This is a genomic window from Nonomuraea sp. NPDC050783, from assembly GCF_040802095.1.
Lineage (GTDB): Bacteria > Actinomycetota > Actinomycetes > Streptosporangiales > Streptosporangiaceae > Nonomuraea.
Genome location: NZ_JBFAHK010000002.1, coordinates 140,148 through 164,120, shown reverse-complemented (window position 1 = coordinate 164,120; position 23,973 = coordinate 140,148). Strand labels below are relative to the sequence as shown.

At 72.2% G+C, this 23,973-nt stretch carries 19 protein-coding genes and 1 pseudogene; 4 read left to right on the top strand and 16 right to left on the bottom strand.

Annotated features, from left to right (window positions below):
- The gene (locus AB0H75_RS05695; RefSeq protein WP_367790946.1) at positions 1–1,233 is read left to right on the top strand and encodes an FxsB family cyclophane-forming radical SAM/SPASM peptide maturase; all 1,233 of its coding nucleotides are present in this window, start codon (positions 1–3) and stop codon (positions 1,231–1,233) included.
- Complete coding sequence (locus tag AB0H75_RS05690) at positions 1,230–2,543, top strand: HEXXH motif-containing putative peptide modification protein (RefSeq protein ID WP_367790943.1); 1,314 nt, start codon at positions 1,230–1,232, stop codon at positions 2,541–2,543. The genes AB0H75_RS05695 and AB0H75_RS05690 overlap by 4 nt, the downstream gene beginning before the upstream one ends.
- Before the next feature lie 36 nt (positions 2,544–2,579).
- Here AB0H75_RS05690 and fxsT read toward each other — a convergent pair whose 3' ends face one another.
- Together fxsT and AB0H75_RS05680 are read right to left on the bottom strand one after the other, a co-directional pair.
- On the bottom strand, positions 2,580–5,078 hold the full coding sequence (gene fxsT / locus AB0H75_RS05685) for an FxSxx-COOH system tetratricopeptide repeat protein (protein WP_367790940.1): 2,499 nt from the start codon (positions 5,076–5,078) through the stop codon (positions 2,580–2,582).
- A 201-nt stretch (positions 5,079–5,279) separates the two neighbouring features.
- Complete coding sequence (locus AB0H75_RS05680) at positions 5,280–6,719, bottom strand: MFS transporter (RefSeq protein ID WP_367790937.1); 1,440 nt, start codon at positions 6,717–6,719, stop codon at positions 5,280–5,282.
- Positions 6,720–7,079: 360 nt separating this feature from the next.
- On the opposite strand from AB0H75_RS05680, the gene AB0H75_RS05675 reads away from it, so the two are divergent.
- Positions 7,080–7,835, top strand: a complete 756-nt coding sequence (locus tag AB0H75_RS05675; RefSeq protein ID WP_367790934.1) for an aminoglycoside N(3)-acetyltransferase — start codon at positions 7,080–7,082, stop codon at positions 7,833–7,835.
- A 118-nt stretch (positions 7,836–7,953) separates the two neighbouring features.
- On the opposite strand, the gene AB0H75_RS05670 is transcribed toward AB0H75_RS05675, so the two are convergent.
- The 6 genes from AB0H75_RS05670 to AB0H75_RS05645 all read right to left on the bottom strand — a co-directional run bounded on the left by AB0H75_RS05670 (position 7,954) and on the right by AB0H75_RS05645 (position 14,758).
- Positions 7,954–8,436, bottom strand: a complete 483-nt coding sequence (locus tag AB0H75_RS05670; protein ID WP_367790931.1) for a GNAT family N-acetyltransferase — start codon at positions 8,434–8,436, stop codon at positions 7,954–7,956.
- Positions 8,437–8,581: 145 nt separating this feature from the next.
- Entirely contained in the window at positions 8,582–9,319 is a 738-nt protein-coding gene (gene dapB / locus AB0H75_RS05665) for a 4-hydroxy-tetrahydrodipicolinate reductase (RefSeq protein WP_367790929.1), read from the bottom strand.
- Between the two features lie 73 nt (positions 9,320–9,392).
- Positions 9,393–10,703, bottom strand: coding sequence for a M16 family metallopeptidase (locus AB0H75_RS05660; RefSeq protein WP_367790926.1), 1,311 nt, complete (start codon positions 10,701–10,703; stop codon positions 9,393–9,395).
- Complete coding sequence (locus AB0H75_RS05655; protein ID WP_367790923.1) at positions 10,700–13,060, bottom strand: polyribonucleotide nucleotidyltransferase; 2,361 nt, start codon at positions 13,058–13,060, stop codon at positions 10,700–10,702. Before AB0H75_RS05655 ends, AB0H75_RS05660 begins: the two co-directional genes overlap by 4 nt.
- A 313-nt stretch (positions 13,061–13,373) precedes the next feature.
- Positions 13,374–13,643, bottom strand: coding sequence for a 30S ribosomal protein S15 (gene rpsO / locus AB0H75_RS05650; RefSeq protein WP_367790920.1), 270 nt, complete (start codon positions 13,641–13,643; stop codon positions 13,374–13,376).
- A gap of 185 nt (positions 13,644–13,828) precedes the next feature.
- Complete coding sequence (locus AB0H75_RS05645) at positions 13,829–14,758, bottom strand: bifunctional riboflavin kinase/FAD synthetase (RefSeq protein WP_367792345.1); 930 nt, start codon at positions 14,756–14,758, stop codon at positions 13,829–13,831.
- An 81-nt stretch (positions 14,759–14,839) separates the two neighbouring features.
- Between AB0H75_RS05645 and AB0H75_RS05640 the strand changes: the two genes are divergently transcribed.
- Positions 14,840–15,886 (top strand): TRM11 family methyltransferase, encoded by a 1,047-nt coding sequence (locus AB0H75_RS05640; protein ID WP_367790917.1) that lies wholly within the window; start codon positions 14,840–14,842, stop codon positions 15,884–15,886.
- 39 nt (positions 15,887–15,925) lie between these two features.
- Here AB0H75_RS05640 and truB read toward each other — a convergent pair whose 3' ends face one another.
- The 8 genes and pseudogenes from truB to rimP all read right to left on the bottom strand — a co-directional run bounded on the left by truB (position 15,926) and on the right by rimP (position 23,946).
- Positions 15,926–16,795: a tRNA pseudouridine(55) synthase TruB gene (truB, locus tag AB0H75_RS05635; RefSeq protein WP_367790914.1), complete on the bottom strand. Its 870-nt coding sequence runs from the start codon at positions 16,793–16,795 to the stop codon at positions 15,926–15,928.
- On the bottom strand, positions 16,796–17,830 hold the full coding sequence (locus AB0H75_RS05630) for a bifunctional oligoribonuclease/PAP phosphatase NrnA (RefSeq protein ID WP_367790911.1): 1,035 nt from the start codon (positions 17,828–17,830) through the stop codon (positions 16,796–16,798).
- Between the two features lie 128 nt (positions 17,831–17,958).
- Positions 17,959–18,399, bottom strand: a pseudogene (gene rbfA / locus AB0H75_RS05625) (30S ribosome-binding factor RbfA); the annotation flags it as partial.
- Between the two features lie 52 nt (positions 18,400–18,451).
- Positions 18,452–18,748 carry a DUF503 domain-containing protein gene (locus tag AB0H75_RS05620; protein ID WP_367790908.1) on the bottom strand — a complete coding sequence of 99 codons (297 nt, stop codon included), beginning with the start codon at positions 18,746–18,748 and terminating at the stop codon, positions 18,452–18,454.
- Between the two features lie 120 nt (positions 18,749–18,868).
- Positions 18,869–22,039 (bottom strand): translation initiation factor IF-2, encoded by a 3,171-nt coding sequence (infB, locus tag AB0H75_RS05615; protein WP_367790905.1) that lies wholly within the window; start codon positions 22,037–22,039, stop codon positions 18,869–18,871.
- Between the two features lie 112 nt (positions 22,040–22,151).
- Positions 22,152–22,460 (bottom strand): YlxR family protein, encoded by a 309-nt coding sequence (locus AB0H75_RS05610; RefSeq protein ID WP_367790902.1) that lies wholly within the window; start codon positions 22,458–22,460, stop codon positions 22,152–22,154.
- Positions 22,444–23,448 carry a transcription termination factor NusA gene (gene nusA, locus AB0H75_RS05605; RefSeq protein ID WP_367790900.1) on the bottom strand — a complete coding sequence of 335 codons (1,005 nt, stop codon included), beginning with the start codon at positions 23,446–23,448 and terminating at the stop codon, positions 22,444–22,446. Before nusA ends, AB0H75_RS05610 begins: the two co-directional genes overlap by 17 nt.
- 12 nt (positions 23,449–23,460) lie before the next feature.
- Positions 23,461–23,946, bottom strand: a complete 486-nt coding sequence (gene rimP, locus AB0H75_RS05600) for a ribosome maturation factor RimP (RefSeq protein ID WP_367790897.1) — start codon at positions 23,944–23,946, stop codon at positions 23,461–23,463.
- Positions 23,947–23,973 lie beyond the last annotated feature (27 nt).

The following is a 23,973-nucleotide window of genomic DNA, read 5'->3' as shown; positions in this document are numbered from 1 at the left end:
TTGTCAGGAAGCCCTGGGCCGGAGCCCGCGCGCACCGCCGGGTTCCCCGGCCTCCTCGACGTCGACGCGTTGCTCGCGGCGGGCTGGAAGCCGTTCGCCTTCCAGCAGTTCATCCTCAAGGTCCACAGCCGCTGCGACCTGGCCTGCCGCCACTGCTACGTCTACGAGATGGCCGACCAGAGCTGGCGCGATCAGCCGCGCAGGATGTCCGAGGCGATCGCCGACCGGGCGATCGAGCGCATCGCCGAGCACGCCTCCCGGCACGACCTGGGCGAGATCGACGTCATCCTGCACGGCGGGGAGCCGCTGCTGGCCGGCCCGGCGCTCATCTCCCGCATCGTGCGCGGCGTGCGCGGCGCGGTGGACACCGGCACCCGGGTCAACGTCCGCATCCAGACCAACGGCGTCCGGCTGGACGAGGCGTACCTGCGGCTGTTCGAGTCGCTGGAGATCCGGGTCGGGGTCAGCCTGGACGGGGACGCCGAGGGCCAGGACCGCCACCGCCGCTTCGCCGACGGGCGCGGCAGCCACGCCCTGGTCAGCGAGTCGCTGCGGCGGCTGAGCGAGGGGCCGTACCACCACCTGTTCAGCGGCCTGCTGTGCACGGTGGACGTCCGCAACGACCCGATACGCACCTACGAGGCGCTGCTGGAGTTCGACCCGCCGGCGATCGACTTCCTGCTGCCGCACGGCAACTGGGCGCAGCCGCCGCCGTTCCGCGAGCCGGGCTCGCCCGCCACCCCGTACGCCGACTGGCTGATCCGGATCTTCGACCTGTGGTACGACAGCCCGGTGCTGCAGACCGACGTGCGGCTGTTCAAGGAGATCATGCGGCTGCTGATGGGCGGCCACTCGCGGGCGGAGAACGTCGGCCTGTCGCCGGTGCGCATGGTGGTCATCGAGACCGACGGCGCCATCGAGCAGTCCGACAGCCTGAAGAGCGCCTTCCACGGAGCGGCCAGGACCCCGCTGCACGTGCTGCGCGACTCCCTCGACACCGCCCTGCTGCATCCGGCCATCGTCGCCCGGCAGATCGGCGAGCCGGCGCTCTCCGCGACCTGCCGCGGCTGCGAGCTCGTCCCGGTCTGCGGCGGCGGCCAGTACGCCCACCGCTACAGCCCGGACTCCGGCTTCGCCGAGCCGTCGGTCTACTGCCCCGACCTGTACCGGCTGATCAGCCACATCGCCGCGCGCTGCGGTCAGGACGTCGCCCGGCTGCGAGGGGCCGGATGAGGCCCGCCACCACGCACCGGCTGTCCGACGCGGCGTTCGCCGCGCTGGCCACGGGCGGCGGCGGCGCGGCGGCCGTGGCGGAGCTGTGCGCCGCCCAGGCGAGCAAGCACCGCCTGCTGGTGCGGCTGGCCGCCGAGGAGTCCGGGAGCGCGGCGCGTGCCTACGAGGCGCTGGCGGAGCTGGAGGCCGCCGCGCCCGAGGAGGTCGGCCGCTGCCTGCGCCATCCCGCGGTGGGCGCGTGGGCGCTGCGGGCCTGCCAGGGGCGGGCCGATCCCGGGCGGCTGGCGGCGGTCGCGCTGGCGGCGGCCGTGCGGGCCGGCGTCGCGTGCCGGCTGGAGGTTCCCGTTCCCGGCGGGCGGCTCATGCTGCCCTCGCTGGGCCTGCTGACGCTGCCGCCCGGCGGCCCGGACCGGCTGCCCGCCACGGTCGAGCCGGTGCCGGCCGAGCCGGTCTCGGGTGAGCCGGTGCCGGGTGAGCCGGTGCGGGGTGGTGGGGGCGAGGTGCGGGTCGGCCGGCATACGTTCCTGGTGAGGCCCGGCCGTGACGGGCCGGGCTGGCAGGGTCTGCGCCGCGTGCCCTTCGGCCCGGACGCGGCCATGACCATCGACGACCTCGACCCCTACCGCTGGCCGGGCGGCGACGCGGCCGGCCGCCTGAGCGAGGGCCGCGTGCGGCACTGGAGCGCCTGCCTGGGCCAGGCATGGGACGTCCTGCAGGCGAGGCACCGCGGTGTCGCCGGGGAGGTCGCCACGGCCGTCTCGGCGCTCACGCCGATCGTCACGTCCTCGCTGGAGCAGCGCAGCGCCTCGGCGCGGGGCGCCTTCGGCGCCGTGGCGCTGTCGGACCCGGCCGACGGGACGGGCCTGGCGCTCACCCTGGCGCACGAGCTCCAGCACGCCAAGCTGTACGCGCTGAGCGACCTGGTCACGCTCACGGCACCGGACGACGGCCGCCGCTTCTACGCCCCGTGGCGCCCCGATCCGCGCCCGCTGGAGGGCCTGCTGCACGGCGCGTACGCGCACGCGGGCGTGGCGGCCTTCTGGCGGCGGCACACGGCGGACCCGGAGCGCGGGCGGTACGCCGAGGTGGAGTTCGCCCGCTGGCGCGAGGCCGCCTACCAGGTAACAGGGACCCTCCTGGACAGCGGCGGGCTGACCGAGAAGGGCACGCACTTCGTCGGCACGCTGCGTGACACGCTCGCGCGCTGGCGCGGCGAGCCGGTGAGCCCGGCCGCGGCGACGCAGGCCCGCCTGCGCGCGGAGGAGCACAGGACCGCCTGGACGGCCGCCAGGCCCTCCGAAACCGGCTGACCGAGCAGCGCCCCGGACCTCGGTCAGCGGGCCGGCTCAGATGGGCGGCGGGTCGAAGTCGCAGTTGAGCCGCTCGCCGGCGAGCAGCCCGAGCGCGTCGGGGTGCTCGCGGCTCATGACCGACTCGAAGCGCTGCGTCGTCTCGGCCCGCAACCGCTCGGCCGCCTCCTCCGCGCCCGTCGCCTGCAGGTCCAGGCAGAGGTTGGCCGCGCAGACGAGGCTCAGGTAGTGGTCGGCGGAGAACTTGGCCTGGATGATCCGCAGGTTCTCCTCGCCGAGCGCCCTGGCGTCCTCGTGCCTGCCGAGCGCGGCCAGGTCGTTCTGCAGGTTGATGGCGCAGGTCACGGTGTAGTCGTGGTCGCGGCCGACGCGGTTGCTCAGCCCGGCCAGCGCCTTCTCGTCCAGGTCGCGGGCGGTCTCCGGGTCGCCGCCGAGGCGCCGGAGCAGGGCGACGTCGATCCAGGCCGCGTGGGTGAACGGATGGTCGGCGCCGAACACGTCCGGGTAGTGCCGCAGCGCGCGCTCGGCCAGCTCCAGCGCCTCCTCGTGCTCGTCCACGGCGCGCAGGACGTTGGACAGGCCGAGGGCGGCCGCCATCGTGTTGGCGTGGGCGTCACCGTAGAGGCGACGTGAGCGGATGTGGGTGTCCCGCATGAGCTGCAGGGCCTCGGGCATCAGGCCCATGCGGCGCTGGGAGACGGCCAGGTCCTTGGCGGCCAGCAACGTGATGGGGTGGTCGTCGCCGAGGTTGGCCACGCCGTAGCTGTAGGCCTCCTCCGCCAGGTCGGTGGCCACCTCGAACTGGCCGTTCAGGCGGACCGCGCGGCTCAGGTTGATCCAGGTGACCAGCAGCACCCGCCGGCCGACGCCCTCCATGCTGCTCTGCGTGAGGTAGATGTCCTGGAGCATGTCGCTGGCCCGGCCGTAGTCGCTGGTCAGCGTGTAGTCGAGGGCCAGGTTGTGGCGGGCCCGCAGGGTGAGGGGATCGGAGTTGCCGAGCAGGCGCTCGTAGGCGACCGCCGCTCCCTCGTCGAGCTGGCGTGCCCTGGCGAAGTCGCCCCGGCCGCGCAGGGCGCCCGCGTAGCCGGTCATCGCCCACAGCGTCTCCGAGTGTTCGGGGCCGAGGGTGTCGGCCATCACGGCGTGGGTCTCGGCGGCGAGCGCCTCGGCCCTGTCGTACGCGGCCAGCCCCAGGTGGACGTTGCTCAGGTGGATGCGGGCGGCCAGCACGTCCTTGTGGTGGGCGCCGCTGGCCTCGGTCCACTTGGTGATGTACTCGTGGAGCAGCGCCTCGGCCTGGCGGTAGCTGCCCCGTACGTACAGGTAACGCACGAGGTCGAGGGCGAACTTGCGCACGGTCGGCGCGGTGCAGTCGATCAGCCCGGACGGCTCCAGGTGGGCCGCGAGCTCTTCGTACCTGGGCCAGTTGGCCGTGTCGTCGGGGTCGGCCGGCGCGGTGCCCGACAGCAGCAGGTGGACCTCGTGGCGCAGCTCGGCGCGGTCCTTCTCCGGGGTCTCGTCGCGCAGCAGCGCCTGGTTGAGCCGGTGGACCTGGAGGGTGCGGGTGGACGGCTCGACCTTGACCAGCGCCAGGCGTTCCAGGTTGCTCAGCGCGTTGGTGAGCTCGATCGGGTTGGACAGGATGGGCGCCAGGCGCGGCCCGACGGCCCGGTTGCCGCGGCGGAAGACGTCGCGCGGGATGGGCTCGGGGCCGAAGAACGCGCAGCAGCGCAGCACCTCGACCGCGGCGGGCACCCGCTCCTCCAACTGGGAGACCGACAGCCGCCAGGCCGCCGTCATGGACTTCGGGTAGGTCGGCGGCTTCTCCAGGTCGAGCAGCCGGCTGGTCTGCTCCTCCAGCAGGTCGAGGTAGTCCTCCACCGGCATCAGCGTCCTGGCCAGCAGCGCGGCGGCCTGCTCCAGGGCGATCGGCAGGTCGCCGAGCTTCTCCGCCACCCGCTCGGCCTCCCACTCGCTGAGCGTGTCCGTCAGGCGCCGGCGCAGGAAGGTCACGCTCTCCTCGCGGCGGAAGACGTCCACCTGGATCGTGGGCTCGTGGTCGCTCCAGCGGGAGTTGCGGGAGGTGATGATGACGTGGCCGGGGCCGCGCGGGATGAAGTCCTTGATGTACTCGGGCTCCTCGGCGTTGTCGAAGATGACCAGCCAGCTCCGGTAGGGGGATCCGCTCTCCAGCGTGCGCAGGACCGCCTGGGTGGTCTGCTCCACGCCGATGCCGGCGGCGGGCGGCAGGCCCAGCTTGGGGGCCAGCTCGGCCAGCGTCGAGGGGACGAGCAGCGGCTGGTCGGCCGAGACCCACAACACCAGGTCGTAGTGGGCGCGGTACTGCCAGGCGTACTCGATCGCCAGTTGTGTCTTGCCGACGCCACCGAGACCTTGTAACGCCTGGGGTTGCGCCACGACCGCCGTGACGGTGTTGATGCTCTTTCTCAGCGCCGCGAGCAGATCCTTGCGGCCGGTGAAGTTGAGATTGCGCTTGGGGACGCGTTCCCAGATTTGGGCTCCCTGCGATGGCATGGAATTCTCCGCCACGTCGGTCCTCCGCTTCACACCCGCAAAGGTGGGCAGTCGTAGACCTCATCCTAGAGGTTGATTAGCGTACTGGTTCGTCACAGAATGCTAAATAACGGTATTTGTGAGCATGCCTGCACGTCGCCCTCCGGGCCGACGGGAGTGAATGGAGTACGCATGCGTGACGGTCAGCCGCAGTTGGGCACCTTAATCGACGTCAGCGCCATTTCCCTGCAGGAGCTCCACACGATGGAGAGCGCCGCGCTGCGGGCGGCGCTGCACTCCTGCCTGAGCAACGACGAGGAGTCGTCCGCCAGGTTCAGCAACAACATCTGATCTCCCGGCTCTCTCGCAACGGGAGCCGGGACGGCCGTGCCGCCGGTGCAGCAGCTTCGGCGGCTCGGGCGCGGGGAGGCCGGTGGGCAGGGGCGGGGTCAGCTTCTCGCGTACCGGGGCCCAGCCGCTCAGCGCCGCGGCGAGGATCATGAGCAGGCACAACAACAACGAACCGCCCGTCACGTCACCGTAGGTGACCATGAAGCCGCCCAGGGGGGCGGCCAGGCAGAGCGCGCCATGCGAGGAGAGCCGCGAGACGCCGACGACCCTGGCCAGGGTCGCGGGATGGACCTTGTGCATCTCGACCAGCTTGATCGACACGTTGCTCAGCGCCCCGCCGATCCCGGTGGTGACCAACGCGAGCGCGAAGAACCAGGAGGGCAGGCCCACCACCGTGCCCACCGCGGCCAGGGCCAGGGCCAGCGCCCAGATCCACAGGTGCAGCCGCAGCACCTCGCGCAAGGGCCGCAGCACCGCGGCCAGGATCGAGCCGAGCACGCCGCCGAGGCCCCCCGCCGCCAGCACCACGCCGATCTCGAACGAGGACATGCCCTCCGACCCCGAGACGAAGATCATGATCAGGGTGTTGACCATGAGGTTGGTGAAGGTCGTCACGGCGACGGAGCCGCCGAGGAAGGGCTGGCGGGTGAGCTCGCGGAAGCCCTCGGTCAGGTCGCGCAGCCCCGGCGGGCGGCGCGGGCGCCTGGCGACCTCGCGCCCCTGGCCGAGGAACAGCCCGCAGGAGAGCGCGAAGAGCACGGCGTTGACCGCGAAGGGGACGTAACGGCCGACGCCGAAGAGGTAGCCGCCGAGCGGCCGGCCGGCGATCGAGGCGAGGTGGCTCGCGCCCTCGCTCCTGGCCAGCGCCTGGTGCATCATGGCCGGCTGCACGACGGAGGGCAGCAGGGCCGCCTCGGCCAGGGTGTAGAGCACCCACAGGGTGCCCTCGGCCGCCGCGGCCAGCAGCAGGTGGGCGAGGGACGGGCCGCCGAACGGCATGGCGACCAGCACGGACACCGCGCTGAGCATGCGGCCGGACTCCGCGCACAGGATGACGCGGCGGGGCGACATGCGGTCGACCAGAAAGCCGCCGGGCACGTAGAGGAGCAGGACCGGAATCGTCAGGGCGAACCCGGCCCAGCCCGCGGCCGCGGGTGACCCCGTCTGCGCCAGCGCGAGGAGGGGGTAGGCGACGCCCAGCGTACGAGCGCCCACCGTGGAGATGGCCGAACCCGCCCAGACGAGGGCGAACCTCAGTCGCAACGGCACGTCGGCAGGCGCCGCCTGCACCCGTTCAACCGTCTCGTCCACGCCCCCCGCCTTACAAGCCCGACCCTTCGGCCGTCAGCGATGGCCGCGCATGACACGACCCGCCTCCATGCTCCGGGGGGAAAGAAGTAATACCAGTTTTTTCGCCGGCCGCGATGCGTTGCAGTATAGGGGACACTGCCGGAGACCATGCAGTCATGCGCTTTCCGGGCCGCCGATATACCCATCCGCGCGTCAAATTTAATACTGCATGATCAACATATAGATGAAGACTCTCGATCAACCAGAAGTCACCTTTCCGGCACCTTTAGCGCGAGATACGATCATCTTCCGACCGCGAGGAACGATAGGCACTCAATGTCAGACTTCGTCCTTTTAAGTCATGATTTTTCCGCTCTGGGCGTGGGTTTCGGTCAGGTCATCGTCCTGCACTCCTCCCTGCGCAGCGTCGGCCCGGTCGAGGGCGGGGCCGCCACGGTGGTGGCGGCGCTGCGCGAGGTGATCGGCGAGGACGGCACGCTCGCCGTCCCCACGGGAACGGCCGGCAACTCCGACACCTCTTCCCTGTACCGCGCCGCCGTCGCCGGCATGACGCCCGAGCAGGTCGCCGCCCACCGCGCCCGCATGCCCGCCTTCGACCCCGCCACCACGCCCTCCCAGGGCATGGGGGCGATCGCCGAGCACGTGCGTACGCTGCCGGGCGCGCGGCGCAGCGCGCATCCGCACACCTCGTTCGCCGCCGCCGGGCCCCTCACGGCCTGGGTCACCGAGGGGCACGCGCGCGACTGCCTGCTCGGCGAGCGCTCCCCCGTCGCCCGCCTGTACGACGCCGGCGCCCGCGTGCTGCTGCTCGGCGTCGGCTACGACCGGTGCACCGCCTTCCACCTGGCCGAGTACCGCTGCACCGCCGACCCGCCGCGCCGCGCCTACCGGGCCGTCGTGGACGACGGGGACGGGCGCAGGTGGTGCGAGTTCGAGGACGTGGACGTGGACGCGGGCGACTTCGCCGCGCTCGGAGCGGCGTTCGAGGAGACCGGGGTCGTGCGGCGCGGGCGGGTGGGGGCGGCCGAGGCGCGGCTGTTCCCGCTGCGCGGTGCCGTGGACTTCGCGGTGGACTGGCTGGCGGCCAACCGCCCGCGACCCGCCCGCCTCCGCTGAGGCCGGCAGCGGGGCTCACGCGGCGGAAGGTCAGACGGCCGGGTCAGGCGGTGGAGGATCAGGCGGTGGAGGATCAGGCGGTGGAGGATCAGGCGGTGGAGGATCAGGCGGTGGAGGGTCAGGCGGTGGGGGCGCTCATCACCACGCGGGGCGCGATCTCCAGGCCCAGCGCGCGCTCGTGCTCCACCAGCGCGCGCAGCTCCGGCCCCCACTGCTCCTCGGGCAGGACGGCGAAGCCGTGGCGCTCGTACCAGGGGGCGTTCCAGGGCACGTCGCGGTAGGTCGTCAGCGTCACGCGGGACGCGCCGCTGGCGCGGGCGTGGTCGAGGACGGCCGCCACCAGCCGCCCGCCGATGCCCCGCCGCATGCTGTCAGGATGCACGGCGAGCTGGTCGAGGTGCACGTGCCCGTCCAGCCGTCCCATCAGCGCGAACCCGGCCGGCGGCACGCCCTCGACCAGCACCAGGCCCGGGTCGTGGGCTTCCTCGATCATCGTCGTACCGGGCGGGAAGGTGATGCCGACCTGCTCGAAGAGCCGGTCGGCCGCCAGCTCGATCGGCGCCAGGCCGGGGAGCTCCTCGGGATTCGCCCATCGCACCATGCCGACACGATCCCATCTTTGGGGCGGACCGCGCCTGTCATTATTAATGTGGATGATCGTAGGCCCGGCTGTGCGGAGCCGGGGTCCTCTCCTCACGGCGTGCCCATCGGCCGGATCAGGCGGTGGGCACGCCGTGCGGCCGTCTTCAGAGGTCCAGCAGGGCTTCCAGGCCCACCGTGAGGCCGGACAGCTCGCGGACGCGCCGGACGCCGAGCAGCACGCCGGGCGTGAACGCCGACCGGCTCATCGTGTCGTGGCGGATGGTCAGGATCTCGCCGTCGCCGCCCAGCAGGACCTCCTGGTGGGCGATGAGGCCGGACAGGCGCACGGCGTGGACGTGCACGCCGCCGACGTCGGCACCGCGGGCGCCGTCGAGGGACGTGCTGGTCGCGTCGGGCATCGCGCCCGCCCCCGCCTTGGCACGCGCCTCGGCCACCAGCTCCGCGGTGCGGCGGGCGGTGCCGGACGGCGCGTCGGCCTTGTTGGGGTGGTGCAGCTCGACGATCTCGACGGACTCGAAGTAGCGGGCCGCCTGCTGGGCGAAGTGCATCATGAGCACGGCGGCGATGCCGAAGTTGGGGGCGATCAGGCAGCTGGTGCCGGGACGGTCGGCCAGCCAGCCGCGGACGGTCGCCAGGCGGGCCTCGTCGAAGCCGGTCGTGCCCACCACCGGGTGGATGCCGTGGGAGATGGCCCACTCCAGGTTTCCCATGACGACGTCGGGGTGGGTGAAGTCGACCACCACCTCCGCGCCCTGAAGCCCCTCGATGGGGTCGTCCTTGTCCAGCGCGGCCGCCAGCTCCAGGTCGGGGGCCGCCTCGACCGCCTTGCACACCTCGACGCCCACGCGCCCGCGCGCGCCCAGCACACCTACCCTGATCACAGGCCAACCCTATCCCAAGGCATCCCCAGGCACCCGCCACCCCGCTCCGGGAACGGGGTGGCGGCACACGGCCTCAGCGGATGGCGGAGGTGAAGTCCTTGTCGCCGTACGGGCCGATCACGGCGAGCGTGAGCGGCCGGTTGAGGACGTCAACGGCGATGTCGGCGATCTCCTCGGGGGTGACCGCCTCGATGCGCCCCAGCACCTCGTCCACCGACATGAGCTCCTCGTAGACGAGCTCGTTCTTGCCGATCCTGGACATGCGCGAGCCGGTGTCCTCCAGCCCGAGCACCAGCCCGCCGCGCATCTGCCCCTTGCCGCGGCCGATCTCGTCCTCGCTCAGGCCCTCGGCGACCACCCGGGCCACCTCGTCCCGGCAGATCTTGAGCACGTCGTCGACCTTGGACGGCAGGCAGCCGACGTAGATGCCGAACTGCCCGGTGTCGGCGTAGGCGGAGGTGTAGCTGTAGGCGGAGTAGGCCAGGCCGCGCTTCTCCCTGATCTCCTGGAACAGCCGCGACGACATGCCGCCGCCGAGCGCCGCGTTGAGCACGCCCAGCGCGAACCTGCGCTCGTCGGTGCGGGCCAGGCCGGTGGTGCCGAGCACCAGGTTGGCCTGCTCGGTGGGGCGGTCGAGCACCCGCACCCCGGAGCGCGTGTCGGCGCCGGGGCCGCTGGTGCGCGGCGGCTCGTACTCGGCGGGGCCGCTCAGCGCGCCGGCCCGGTCGTACGCCCGCGCGACCAGCTCCACGACCTCCTCGTGCCGGACGTTGCCGGCCACCGAGACGACGGTGCGGCGGGGCTGGTAGTAGCGGTGGTAGTACTCGGCGATGCGCTCGCGCCCCAGCGTGTTGATCGACTCGACCGTGCCCAGGATGGGCCGGCCGATCGGCGAGTCGCCGTAGAGCTCGGCGGCGAACTGCTCGTGCACCACGTCCGACGGGTCGTCGTCGTGCATGGCGATCTCCTCCAGGATCACGCCCCGCTCGGACTCGACGTCCTCCTCGGTGATCAGCGAGCTGGTCACCACGTCGGCGAGGACGTCCACCGCGACCGGCAGGTCCTCGTCGAGCACCCGCGCGTAGTAGCAGGTGTATTCCTTGGCGGTGAAGGCGTTGATCTCGCCGCCGATGCCCTCGATGGAGGCCGAGATCTCCATCGCGTCCCGCGTCGGCGTGCCCTTGAACAGCAGGTGCTCAAGGAAATGGGTGGCCCCCATGTGCTCGGGGGCCTCGTCACGTGAGCCGATGCCGACCCACATGCCGACCGCGACGCTTCGCACGGTCGGCATGGTCTCGGTCACCACACGCAGCCCACCGGGGAGGACGGTGCGCTTGACTTCCCCGGCTCCGTCCTTGCCGGGGTGCAGCGTGGTGGTTTTCACGAGTTCCGGTCGTCCCCCTCGCCGTTGCCGGCGCCGCGGGTGCGCACGCGGGTGCGGGTGCGGCGCGGGCGCTCCGGCTTGTCCTCGGCCGGCTCGGCGGCGGAGGCGGTCTCGGCGGCCTGCGGGGCCTCGCCGTCGCCGTCGCCCTCGCCGGCCGCGGCGGACCTGGCCTCGCGGTCGGCGGCCTCCTTCTCGATGACCTCGACCGGCACCAGCGAGAGCTTGCCCCGGCCGTCGATCTCGGCGATCTCGACCTGGATCTTCTCGCCGACGCTCATGACGTCCTCGACGTTCTCGATGCGCTTGCCGCCGTGCAGCTTGCGGATCTGCGAGACGTGCAGCAGGCCGTCCTTGCCGGGCATGAGGGAGACGAACGCGCCGAAGGCGGCGATCTTGACGACCGTGCCCAGGTAACGCTCGCCGACCTCCGGCATGTGCGGGTTGGCGATGGCGTTGATCGCCGAACGGGCCGCCTCGGCGGACGGGCCGTCGGTGGCGCCGATGTAGATCGTGCCGTCGTCCTCGATGGTGATCTCGGCGCCGGTGTCGTCCTGGATCTGGTTGATCATCTTGCCCTTCGGGCCGATGACCTCGCCGATCTTGTCGACCGGGACCTTGATCGTGATGATGCGCGGCGCGGTCGGGTTCATCTCGGCCGGCCGGTCGATGGCCTCCTGCATGACGTCGAGGATCGCCAGGCGGGCGCCCTTGGCCTGCTTGAGCGCGGCGGCCAGCACGCTGGCGGGGATGCCGTCGAGCTTGGTGTCGAGCTGCAGGGCGGTGATGACGTCACGGGTGCCGGCGACCTTGAAGTCCATGTCGCCCATGGCGTCCTCAGCGCCCAGGATGTCGGTGAGCGTGACGTAGGTGTCGCCCTCGCCGATCAGGCCCATCGCGATGCCCGCGACCATCTCCTTGAGCGGCACGCCGGCGTCCAGCAGCGCCATCGTCGAGGCGCAGACCGAGCCCATCGAGGTGGAGCCGTTGGAGCCGAGCGCCTCGGAGACCTGGCGGATGGCGTAGGGGAACTCCTCGCGCGTCGGCAGCACCGGGATCAGCGCCCGCTCGGCCAGCGCGCCGTGGCCGATCTCGCGCCGCTTGGGCGAGCCCACGCGGCCGGTCTCGCCGGTGGAGTAGGGCGGGAAGTTGTAGTTGTGCATGTAGCGCTTGGTCCGCTCGGGGTTGAGCGTGTCGATGACCTGCTCCATGCGCAGCATGTTGAGGGTGGTGATGCCCATGATCTGGGTCTCGCCGCGCTCGAACAGCGCCGAGCCGTGCACCCGCGGCACCACGTGGACCTCGGCCGACAGCTCGCGGATGTCCTTGGTGCCGCGGCCGTCGATGCGGATGCCCTCGTTGACGACCCGCTCGCGCATGAGCTTCTTCATGACCGAGCGGAAGGCGGCGCCGATCTCCTTCTCGCGGCCCTCGAACTCGGGCAGCAGCTTCTCGGCGGCCAGCGCCTTGACCTTGTCGAGCTCGTTCTCGCGCTCCTGCTTGCCGGCGATGGTGAGCGCGGCGGCCAGCTCGTTCTTCACGGCGGCCTCGACGGCGTTGTACGTGTCCTCCTGGTAGTCCAGGAAGACCGGGTACTCGGCGGTCTCCTTGGCCGCGACCTGCGCGATGCGCTGCTGCGCCTCGCACAGCACCTTGATGAACGGCTTGGCGGCCTCCAGGCCCTGCGCCACGGCCTCCTCGGTGGGCGCGACCGCGCCCTCGGAGACCAGCTTCAGCGTGTCCTTGGTGGACTCGGCCTCGACCATCATGATCGCGACGTCGCCGTCGGCCAGCACCCGGCCGGCCACGACCATGTCGAACGTGGCGCGCTCCAGCTCGGGGTGCGTCGGGAACGCCACCCACTGGCCGTCGATCAGCGCGACCCGCACGCCGCCGATCGGGCCGGAGAAGGGCAGCCCGGCCAGCTGCGTGGACAGCGAGGCGGCGTTGATGGCGACCACGTCGTAGAGGTGGTCGGGGTGCAGCGCCATGATGGTGGCGACGACCTGCACCTCGTTGCGCAGGCCCTTGACGAACGACGGGCGCAGCGGCCGGTCGATCAGGCGGCAGGTGAGGATGGCGTCCTCGGAGGGACGGCCCTCGCGGCGGAAGAACGAGCCGGGGATACGGCCCGCCGCGTACATGCGCTCCTCGACGTCCACCGTCAGCGGGAAGAAGTCGAACTGCTCCTTGGGGGTCTTGGAAGCCGTGGTGGCCGACAGGACCATGGTCTCGTTGTCGAGATAGGCGACCGCGGAACCGGCCGCCTGCCGCGCGAGCCGACCGGTCTCGAACCGGATCGTGCGCGTGCCGAATGAGCCGTTGTCAATGACGGCTTCAGCGGTGTGGACACCCTCCACGGGGGACCTCCTTGTGGTCGGTCTCCCGCGCCCTTTTCTCACCGGCACCCTCGTTAGGTGCAGCGCCGGTCTTCGATCGAAGCGCCCGGTCGAGTGCGTTCTTACCGGAAGCCACTACCGAGGACCGGCCCGCAGGCGTCGCGGGTCGCATGGTGCTGAGCGGACGCGGGGGCTGTGTGTCTCGGATCTTCAGTTGTACGTCAGGCGCGGGGGTGGATTCCACCCCGCCACGCCCTTGACGGTCTTGCTCTACCCAGGTCTTGCCCTACCCAAAGAAAGAAGGGAGCGGCATGTGCGCCGCTCCCTTCTCATGTTATCGGCGCAGACCGAGCCGCTCGATGAGCGTACGGTAACGCTGGATGTCGACCTTCTGCAGGTACTTGAGCAGGCGGCGGCGGCGGCCGACGAGCAGCAGCAGGCCACGACGGCTGTGGTGGTCGTGCTTGTGCGTCTTGAGGTGCTCGGTGAGCTCGCTGATGCGCTTGCTCAGCAGCGCGATCTGCACCTCCGGCGACCCGGTGTCGCCCTCGCCGGTCGCGTACTCGCTGATGATGGACTTCTTGGCAGCGGTGTCGAGGGACACGGCTCTCCTTACGGTCTACGGGCACGCGCGAATGTGACAGAAGCGCGAACGACCGTGCGTGCCTACAGTCGCCGCGAGGTGAAGGCCGACGGAGGCAAGCGCGAATACGCGCTCGTCACAGAGCCGACATGAAAGGTTACCACCTCACGCGCGGTGCTCGGGGAACCGGGCGGCGCACGCCGGTGTCAGCCGGCGGTGAGGCGGCGGGCGGCGTCCACGTCGGCGTGGATCTGGGCGATCAGCGCGTCGATGGACTCGAACCGGGTGTTGCCGCGCAGCCGGGCGGCGAAGTCGACCGCCACGTGCGCGCCGTACAGCTCCAGGTCGTCGCGGTCCAGCGCGTACGCCTCCACGGTGCGCGGCACCCCTTCGAACGTCGGGTTGGTGCCGACCGAGATCGCCGCCGGCCAGCGCTCGCCCGGGTAAAGGGCGGGCAGGTTGGCCACGGGCACGCACTCCAGCCAGCCGGCGTAGACGCCGTCGGCCGGGATCGCGGTGTGCGGGGGCGTCTCGACGTTGGCGGTCGGGAAGCCGAGCTGCCGCCCCCGCTGGTAGCCGCGCACGACCACGCCCTCCACGCGGTGCGGGCGGCCGAGCGCCGCCGCCGCGCCCTCGACGTCGCCGGCCGCGATGCGCTCGCGGACGGCGGTGGAGGAGACGCCGTCCAGCGGGGGCACGGCCTCGACCACGAAGTCGTACTTGTCGCCCAGCGTCCGCAAAGTCTCGACGTCGCCGCTCGCGTCCCGCCCGAAGGTGAACCCCTCCCCCACGACCACCGCCGCCGCCCGCAGCCGCTCGGCCAGCACCGCCTGCGCGAAGTCGTCCGGGCTGGTGCGCGACAGCTCCAGCGTGAAGTCGACGGCCTCGATCTCGTCCACGCCCAGCTCGCGCAGCAGCTCCGCGCGCCGCCGGGAGCCGGTCAGCCGCGCCGGGTGCGACCCGGGGAGCACGACCTCGTCGGGGTGCGGCTCGAACGTGAGGGCCACGGCCGGCAGCCCCCGCTCGCGCGCGACGGCCACGGCCCGCTCGACGACCCGCCGGTGGCCGCGGTGCACGCCGTCGTACACGCCGACGGTGACGACAGACCTTCCCGAACCCTGCACGCCGGACCCCATTCGCTCGTGGCGGATCGAACCCCCCAAGCCTGCCACGCGCCCGGCCGTCACCTCCAATCGAGGGGGCTACACTCGGCCATCATGCCTCGATACGCGCTCCTGATCCTGCCTGCCGCCAACCGGGTCTACGCCGACGCCTCAGTCCGGCTGACGCGCAGCGAGCTGGCCGTCTTCAGCGCGCGCGGGCTGCGGGCCGAGGTCGCGGCGAGCGAGGAGCGCGAGCTCGGCGGCGTGCCGTACGTGACGTTCGAGACGGCCGAGCCGCTGGAGCTGCGCGACGTCGCGCTGCTGTCCAACCTCTCGTCGGTCTACGCGCTGTTCGCCGTGGAGGGAGGCGCGGAGAGGGACGCGGAGGGGGAGCTGCTGCGGCCGCTGCCCGTGCGGCCGCTCGACCGCCTCAGCAGCGACCTCATCACCATCCAGAAGTACGCCGGCAAGACCAACGAGCACTTCACCAAGCTGCTGCTCAACGTCACCGCGCTCGCCTCCGACAAGGGGCTCGGCGAGCGCCTGTCGGTCTTCGACCCGCTGTGCGGCCGCGGCACCACCCTCAACCAGGCCCTCATGTACGGCTACGACGCCTACGGCCTCGACGTCGACACCAAGGACTTCGAGGCCTACGCCGGCTTCATCAAGACCTGGCTGCGCACCAAGCGGCTCAAGCACACCGCCGAGGTCGTGCCGGTGCGGCGCGAGCGGGCCCTGGCCGGGCGGCGGCTCAACGTCACGTTCGGGCTGTCGAAGGAGGCGGTCAAGGCCGGCGACGTGCAGCACCTGGCCGTGGTCAACGCCGACACGCTCAGGAGCAGGGAGTTCTTCAAGCCCCGCTCGTTCGACCTGGTGGTGACCGACGCGCCCTACGGCGTCCAGCACGGCAGCAAGGGCGGCTCGGGGCTGTCGCGCAGCCCGCTGGAGCTGCTGCGCCGGGCCGTGCCGGTCTGGGCGGAGCTGCTGCGGCCCGGCGGGGCCCTGGGCATCGCCTGGAACACCTACGGCGGCAAGAGCGAGGAGCTGGCCGCCATCCTGGCCGGCGCCGGCCTGGAGGTCGTGGAGCTGCCCGACTTCGAGCACTGGGTGGACCAGGCGATCGTGCGTGACATCATCGTCGCCCGCAAACCGGCGGCTTGACCGGGCGCTTGACCGGGCGCTTGACCGGGCGCGGGCCGCTCAGACGAAGACCGCCAGCGGCCTGGCCGCCCCGCCCTGCTCCTCCACCAGCGCCAGCAGCATGCCGTCCGGGCCGAACACGCCGATCGGCCCCCCGCCCAGCCCGGCCGCGGGCAGCCGGCCGCCGTGGGCGACGAGGCGGGCCTGCTCGGCGGTGACGTCCCGGCGCGGGAAGGCCGCCGCCACCGCCTCGGCGATGGGCAGGATCACGCACTCCTCGGCGAGCTGGTCGAGGCTCCTGGCCAGCGACAGGTCGTACGGGCCCACCCGGGTGCGGCGCAGCCGCGTCAGGTGGCCGCCGACGCCGAGCGCCGCGCCCAGGTCGCGGGCCAGGGAGCGGATGTAGGTGCCGCTGGAGCAGGTGACGACGGCGTCCACGTCCACCACGTCGCCCCCGGCCCGGATGTCGAGCACGTCGAAGGCCCGCACCGTGACGGGCCGGGCGACCAGCTCGACCTGCTCGCCCGCCCGCGCCGCCTTGTAGGCCCGCTGCCCGTTGACCTTGATGGCGCTGACCTGCGGCGGGACCTGCATGATCTCGCCGGTCAGCGTCCCGACGCCCTTGTGGATCTCGGCAGGGGTCACCCCGGCCGCCGGGGCGGTGGCGGTGACCTCGCCCTCGGCGTCGTCGGTGTTGGTGGTGACGCCGAGCCGGATCGTGGCCTCGTACACCTTCTCGGTCAGCGCCAGATGGCCGAGCAGCCTGGTCGCCTTCTCCACGCCGATCACCAGCACGCCCGTCGCCATCGGGTCGAGCGTGCCGGCGTGGCCCACGCGGCGGGTGCCCGCGATGCGCCGCATCCTGGCCACCACGTCGTGGGAGGTCCACTCGCCCGGCTTGTCGACGATGATCAGACCGCTCTCGGCCATCTACGCCCTTCCCAGCTCTCGCCTGAGGGCGGCCATGGTCTCCTCGACGCCGGCGCGCGAGGTGTACCCGGCCGCGTTGTGGTGCCCGCCGCCGCCCAGCGCGGCGCACGCGGCGCCCACGTCCACGGCGCCCTTGGACCTGGTGGACACCTGCCAGGCGCCCTCGTCGTCCTCCTTGAGCACGACCGCCACCTCGGCCTCGTCGGTGCGGCGCACGACGTCGATGACGCCCTCGATCTCCGCGTACGGCAGCCCGTGCGCCGCCCGGTCCACCCGGGTCACGTACGTCCAGACCACGCCGTCCTCCAGCCGCACCCGGTCGAGCGCGGCCGCCAGCACCTTGAGGTAGCCGAACGGCGAGCGGTCCCACAGCTCCCGGGCGATCTCGTCGGTACGCAGCCCCGTCGCCACCAGCCGGGCCGCCATCTGGTGGACGGCCGGGGTGGTCGAGGAGTGGCGGAAGGAGCCGGTGTCGGTGACCAGGCCGGCGTACAGGCAGGTGGCGATGTCGCGGTCGAGCCGCCCGCCGAGCCGGTAGATGAGCTGCTCGGCCAGCATCGCCGTGGCGGCCGCCCTGGGGTCGATGAGCCCCAGCGTGCCGAACCCGGCGCCGGACGGGTGATGGTCGACCACGATGACCTCGCCCGCCCGCGCGGCGGTGGCGCCGAGCAGCCCCAGCCGGTCGAACGTCGACGAGTCGAAGGTGATCATCAGCTCCGGCGCGAACGGGAACTCCTCCGGCGGCACCAGCATGTCCTGCCCCGGCAGGAAGCGCAGCAGGCGCGGCACCGCGAAGTGCCGGTCGCCGAAGGAGGCCACCACCCGCTTGCCCATCGAGCGCAGCGTGAACGCCACGGCCAGCATGGAGCCGAGCGCGTCGCCGTCGGGCGTGACGTGGCAGGCCAGCCCGATCTCCCGGGCCCCGCCGATCAGCCGCACCGCCCGGTCCCAGGCGTCCTCGGGGATGCCCCGGCCGGCGACGGCCTCGTCGGGCCGCGCCGGCCGGCCGGGCCGGTCTCGCACGTCGGGCGTCACGCCTGGTCGTCCCCGGCCGAGTCGCCACGCGCCGGCCCGGCGTCCTTCGCGGCGCCGTTCACCGGGCCGTTCGCCGGGCCGTTCGTCGGGCCGTTCACGGGGCCGTCCGCCGGGCCGTCCGAGGGGCCGTCGTCCGTCAGGTCGTCGTCCTCGTCGGGCTTGCGGTACGGGTCCGGCTCGCCCGCGTAGGACGCGCCGGCCGCCCGCCGGGCCACCTCCGCGTCCCTGGCCCGGGCCGCGCTGATGAGGTCGTCCAGGTGGCGGGCGCTGTCGGGCAGCGGGTCGTGCTTGAACGTCAGCGTCGGGGCGAAACGCACGCCGGTCTGCCGGCCCACCTCGGAGCGGATGATGCCCTTGGCGCTCTCCAGGGCGGCCGCGCTGTCGGCCCGCTCGGCCTCGGAGCCGAACACCGTGTAGAAGATCGTCGCATCGCGCAGGTCAGCGGTGACGCGCGTGTCGGTCACGGTGACGAAGCCGAGACGCGGGTCCTTGATCCGGCGCTCCAGCATCTCGGCGACGATCTGCTGGATGCGGTCGGCGAGCTTGCGCGCTCGTGCGGCATCCACCATGTTGGCTCCCCCTCACGCACGGCCTGGCGTGCAGTCGTTCCATCGCAGTCGGTCAATCTTCGTCGTTGTACAGCCGCTGCCTGGCCGACAGCAGCTCGACCTCCGGGCGGAAGGCAACCATCCGCTCGCAGGCGTCCATCACCTCTTTGCAGTTACCCGCGGAAGCGGAAACCACCGCGATACCGACCTCAGCCCTGCGATGCAGGTCGAGATGTCCGGTCTCGGCCACCGCGACGGCGGGGTAACGGCGCAGCACCTCGGCGATCAACGGCCGCACGACGGAGCGCTTCTGCTTCAGCGAGCGCACGTCGCCGAGCAGGATGTCCAGGGTCAGAGCACCCACATACATCGTCAGTCACCACCGCTTGCTCTGGTGTGCTGAGCGCACGCCCGTCCTGCTGCGGTGGGAACCAGGCCAGGACGTGCGAGAGGCGCCCGGCGGATGTCCCGCCGGGCGCCCGGCCGCGCGTCAGACGCGCGGCTTCTCCCGCATCTCGAACGTCTCGATCACGTCGTCGATCCGGATGTCGTTGTAACCGACACCGATACCGCACTCGAAGCCCTCGCGGACCTCGGTCGCGTCGTCCTTGAACCGGCGCAGCGACGAGACGGTCAGGTTGTCGGCGATGACGACGCCATCGCGGATCACCCTGGCCTTGCTGTTGCGGACGATCACACCGGAGCGGACGAGAGTACCGGCGACGTTGCCGATCCTCGGCACCTTGAAGACCTCGCGGACCTCGGCGGTGCCCATCTGGACCTCTTCGAACTCCGGCTTGAGCATGCCCTTGAGGGCCGCCTCGATCTCCTCGATCGCCTGGTAGATGACCGAGTAGTAGCGGATGTCGACGCCCTCGCGCTCGGCCAGGTCGCGTGCCCGCGGCTCGGGGCGCACGTTGAAGCCGATGATGACGGCGTTGTCGTCGGCGACCGCCAGGTTGACGTCGTACTCGGTGATCGCGCCGACCGCGCGGTGCAGGACACGGAGCCTGACCTCGTCGCCGACGTCGATCTTGAGCAGGGCGTCTTCCAGGGCCTCCACCGAACCGGACACGTCACCCTTGATGATGAGCTTGAGCTCGTCCACGCGGCCCTTCTCGAGGTCGCTGAACAGCTCCTCGAGGGTGCGGCGGCGGCTCGACTTCGCCATCTCGGCGCTGCGCTTACGCGCCGCGCGCTGCTGGGCGATCTGCCGGGCCATCCGGTCGTCGGTGACCACGATGAAGTTGTCACCGGCGCTCGGCACGGCCGTCAGGCCCATCACCAGGACCGGACGCGACGGCGTGGCCTCGTCGACCGGCTCGCCGTTGTCGTCGAGCATCGCCCGGACGCGGCCGAAGGCCTCGCCACAGACGATCGAGTCGCCGACGCGCAGCGTGCCGCGCTGGACCAGGACGGTCGCGACGGGGCCGCGGCCCTTGTCGAGGTGGGCCTCGATCGCGATGCCCTGGGCGTCCATCGTCGGGTTGGCGCGCAGGTCGAGCTCGGCGTCGGCGGTCAGCAGGATGGCCTCGAGGAGGCTGTCGATGCCGGTGCCGTTCTTCGCCGAGATGTCGACGAACAGCGTGCTGCCGCCGTACTCCTCCGCCACCAGGCCGTACTCGGTGAGCTGGGCCCGCACCTTGTTGGGGTCGGCGCCCTCCTTGTCGACCTTGTTGACCGCGACCACGATCGGCACGTCGGCCGCCTGGGCGTGGTTGAGCGCCTCGATGGTCTGCGGCTTCACACCGTCGTCGGCCGCGACCACCAGCACCGCGATGTCGGTGGACTTGGCGCCTCGGGCACGCATGGCGGTGAACGCCTCGTGACCCGGGGTGTCGATGAAGGTGATCTTCCGCTCTTCGCCCTCGTGGGAGGCCGCCACCTGGTAAGCGCCGATGTGCTGGGTGATGCCACCCGCCTCGCGCGCCACCACGTTGGTGTTGCGGATGGCGTCGAGCAGCTTGGTCTTACCGTGGTCGACGTGACCCATGACGGTCACCACCGGCGGGCGCGCGGCCAGGTCGCCCTCGTCGCCCTCGTTCTCGCCGAACTCGATGTCGAAGGCCTCGAGAAGCTCGCGGTCCTCCTCCTCCGGGCTGACGACCTGGATGTCGTAGTCCAGCTCGGCACCGAGCAGCTGCAGCGTCTCCTCGTTGACCGACTGCGTGGCCGTCACCATCTCGCCCAGGTGCAGCATGATCTGCACGAGCGAGGCGGGGTTGGCGCCGATGCGGTCGGCGAAGTCGGACAGCGACGCGCCGCGCGGGAGGCGGATCGTCGCGCCGTTGCCGCGCGCGACCTGCACGCCGCCGATCGACGGCGCCGACATGTTGTCGAACTCCTGGCGCCTCTGGCGCTTGGACTTGCGACCACGCGCGGGACGGCCGCCGGGCCGCCCGAAGGCACCCGCGGTGCCGCCGCCACGGCCACGGCCACCGCCGCCGGGACGACCGCCGAAGCCGCCGCCACCGCCGCCGGGACCACCGGTGCCGGTGCGCGGACCAGCGCCGCCACCACCACCGGGACGACCGGCGAACCCGCCGGGACGGCCACCGCCGCCACCACCGGGACGGCCACCGCCGCCACCGCCGGGACGACCGCCGCCGCCACCGGGACCGCCACCGGGGCGACCGGCGCCGGGACCGGCGGGCCGGCCCTGCGGCATCATCATCGGGTTGGGACGCGGACCACCGGGACGCGGGCCACCCGCGCCGGCGCCGGGACCCGGACGCGGGCCGCCGGGGGGCGGGCCCGGGCGCGGGCCCGGAGTGGGCCGGTCGCCGCCGCGGCCCTGCGGGGGACGCGGCATCGCGCCGTCGCGCGGCGGGCCGTCACGGCGCTCGCCCCGCTGACCGGGGCCGCCGCCGTCACGAGGACCGCCGGGACGCTGCGGCCGGGGCGCCTGCCCCATGCCGCTGGCGTTGGACGAGAACGGGTTGTTGCCAGGACGCGGGCCGCGCGGGCCCGGCTTGGGACCGGGGCCGGGACGCGGGCCGCCGCCGGCGGGCGCGCCGGAACGCGGCGCCTGCTGAGCGCCGCCACCGCCCTGCTGCTGGCCGGGACGCGGGCCGGGCTTGGGACCCGGGCGCGGAGCCGGACCGGGACGCGGGCCCGGAGTCGGCCGGGCGGGCGCGCCGCTCTCGAAACGCGCCTGCGGAGCCGGGGACGCCTCGCCGCGCGGCGCCTGCGGCTGCTGCGGCTGGTGAGGCATGGGCACCGGCGGGCGCGGCTGGCCGCCACCCTGTGGGCCGCCCTGCGGGCCACCCTGCGGGGCGCCCTGTGGGCCACCCTGCGGGGCGCCGCCCTGGGAACCGCCCTGCGGGCCTGGAGAGACCTGAGGGCTCGGACGCGGACCGGGCTTGGGGCCCGGACGCGGAGGTGCCGGAACCGGGGACTGCCCGGCGCCGTTGCCGGCCTGGCTGTCCGCCGGCCGGGGCGCAGCCCTTGGCGGCTGCGGCTTGTTGGACGGCTGTCCGCCGCCCCTGGAGGGCCCACCCTTGGATGCGCCCAGAGCTTCGGTGAGCCTGCGGACCACCGGCGCCTCGATGGTCGAGGACGCCGAGCGGACGAACTCTCCCATCTCTTGGAGCTTGGCCATGACGACCTTGCTCTCTACGCCGAACTCCTTAGCGAGCTCGTATACCCGGACCTTCGCCACTGCACTCCCTTACTCGGCCCGGGAGGCTGGCTGTGCCGTCCGGACCGTCGTTACCTTGACGTCTTCATCGCCGCGTGCTCATCAGGCGCTCATAGCAATCTGACTCCGCCCATCAACTCGGCGTCCTACATGACATGGGGTTCTCCTCCAGGTGTGCTCGCACGGGCGAGACGTCGAGCGGCCCCGGCACGCGAAACGCGCGCGGGAACGCCCGCCGCCGCTCGGCGAGCTCCAGACAGCTCAGGGCCGGATGCAGCGACGCACCGCGGCCCGGAAGCCGTCCTCGCAGGTCGGGGACCACCTGGCCCCCTGCCCGCACCAGGCGGAGCAGCTCGGACTTGGCCGTGCGGACCCTGCAGCCCACGCATGTGCGCTGAGGGACCCCTCGGCTACCATATTCCAGCTTACCGCTTTGACGCATCTACGGAACCGGCGGCATCCTCCGCCTGTGTGTCGGGTCGGATGTCGATCCGCCATCCCGTGAGCCTCGCGGCCAGCCGGGCGTTCTGCCCCTCTTTCCCGATGGCCAGCGAGAGCTGGTAGTCGGGCACGGTGACCCGTGCGACCCGCCCGTCGAGATCGAGAACCTCGACATGGGAAACACGCGCCGGGGACAGCGCATTCCCGACGAATTCGGCAGGATCCTCGGACCAGTCGATGATGTCGATCTTCTCGCCGTGGAGCTCGGTCATCACGTTGCGCACCCGCGAGCCCATCGGGCCGATGCAGGCGCCCTTGGCGTTGACGCCGGGCTTGCGCGACCTGACCGCGATCTTGGTGCGGTGGCCGGCCTCGCGGGCCACCGCGGCGATCTCCACGGTGCCGTCGGCGATCTCCGGCACCTCCAGCGCGAACAGCTTCTTCACCAGGCCGGGATGCGTGCGCGACAGGGTGACCGAGGGGCCCTTGTGGCCCTTCTTGACCTGCACGACGTAGGCGCGGATGCGCTCGCCGTGCAGGTAGTCCTCGCCGGGGACCTGCTCGGCGTGCGGCAGCACGGCCTCGATCTTGCCCAGGTCGACCAGGACCACGCGGGGGTCCTTGCCCTGCTGGATCACGCCGGAGACCAGCTCGCCCTCGCGGCTGGCGAACTCGCCGAAGTTGATCTCGTCCTCGGCGTCGCGGAGCTGCTGCAGGATGACCTGCTTGGCGGTGGTGGCGGCGATCCTGCTGAAGTTTCCAGGGGTGTCGTCGAACTCCCTGACGACCTCGCCGTTCTCGCCCAGCTCGGCCGCCCAGATGGTGACGTGGCCGCTGCCGCGGTCGAGCTCGGCGCGTGCCTTGGCGGCCGCTCCGTCGGTGCGGAAGTAAGCGATCAGCAGGGCGTCCTCGATCGCCTTGACCACCAGGTCGAAGGAGATGTCCTTCTCCCGCTCCAGGCTGCGCAGGACGCTCATGTCGATGTCCACGGCGGCTCCCCCTTAGCCTTCGTCGCCGTCGACGTCGTCGATGCGGCGGAACTCCACCTGCACCCGTCCGCGGGCCAGGTCCTCGTACTCGAACCGGCGCGCGGTCCCGGCGACGTCGAGGTCGACGCCGGCGTCGTCCGCGGCCGTGATGCGGCCTTCCACCACAGTGCCGTCCCTCAGCTCCGCCTTGACCAGGCGCCTGGCCGCGCGGCGCCAGTGGCGCGGCTCGGTGAGGGGGCGGTCGACGCCCGGCGAGGAGACCTCCAGCGTGTACGCCGTCTGCCCCATCGCGTCGTCGTCGTCGAGTGCCGCCGAGACGGCCTGGCTCACGTCGGCCACGTCGTCGAGGCTCACGCCGCCGTCGCGGTCGACGATCACGCGCAGCACGCGCCGCCTGCCCGCCTGGGTGACCGTGATGTCCTCCAGATCGAGGCCCTCCGCGCTGACCACGGGCTCCAGGAGCTTCATCAGGTGGTCGCGGGGTGATGCGCTGCCCATATCGACCTCCCCTATTGTCATGTCTCA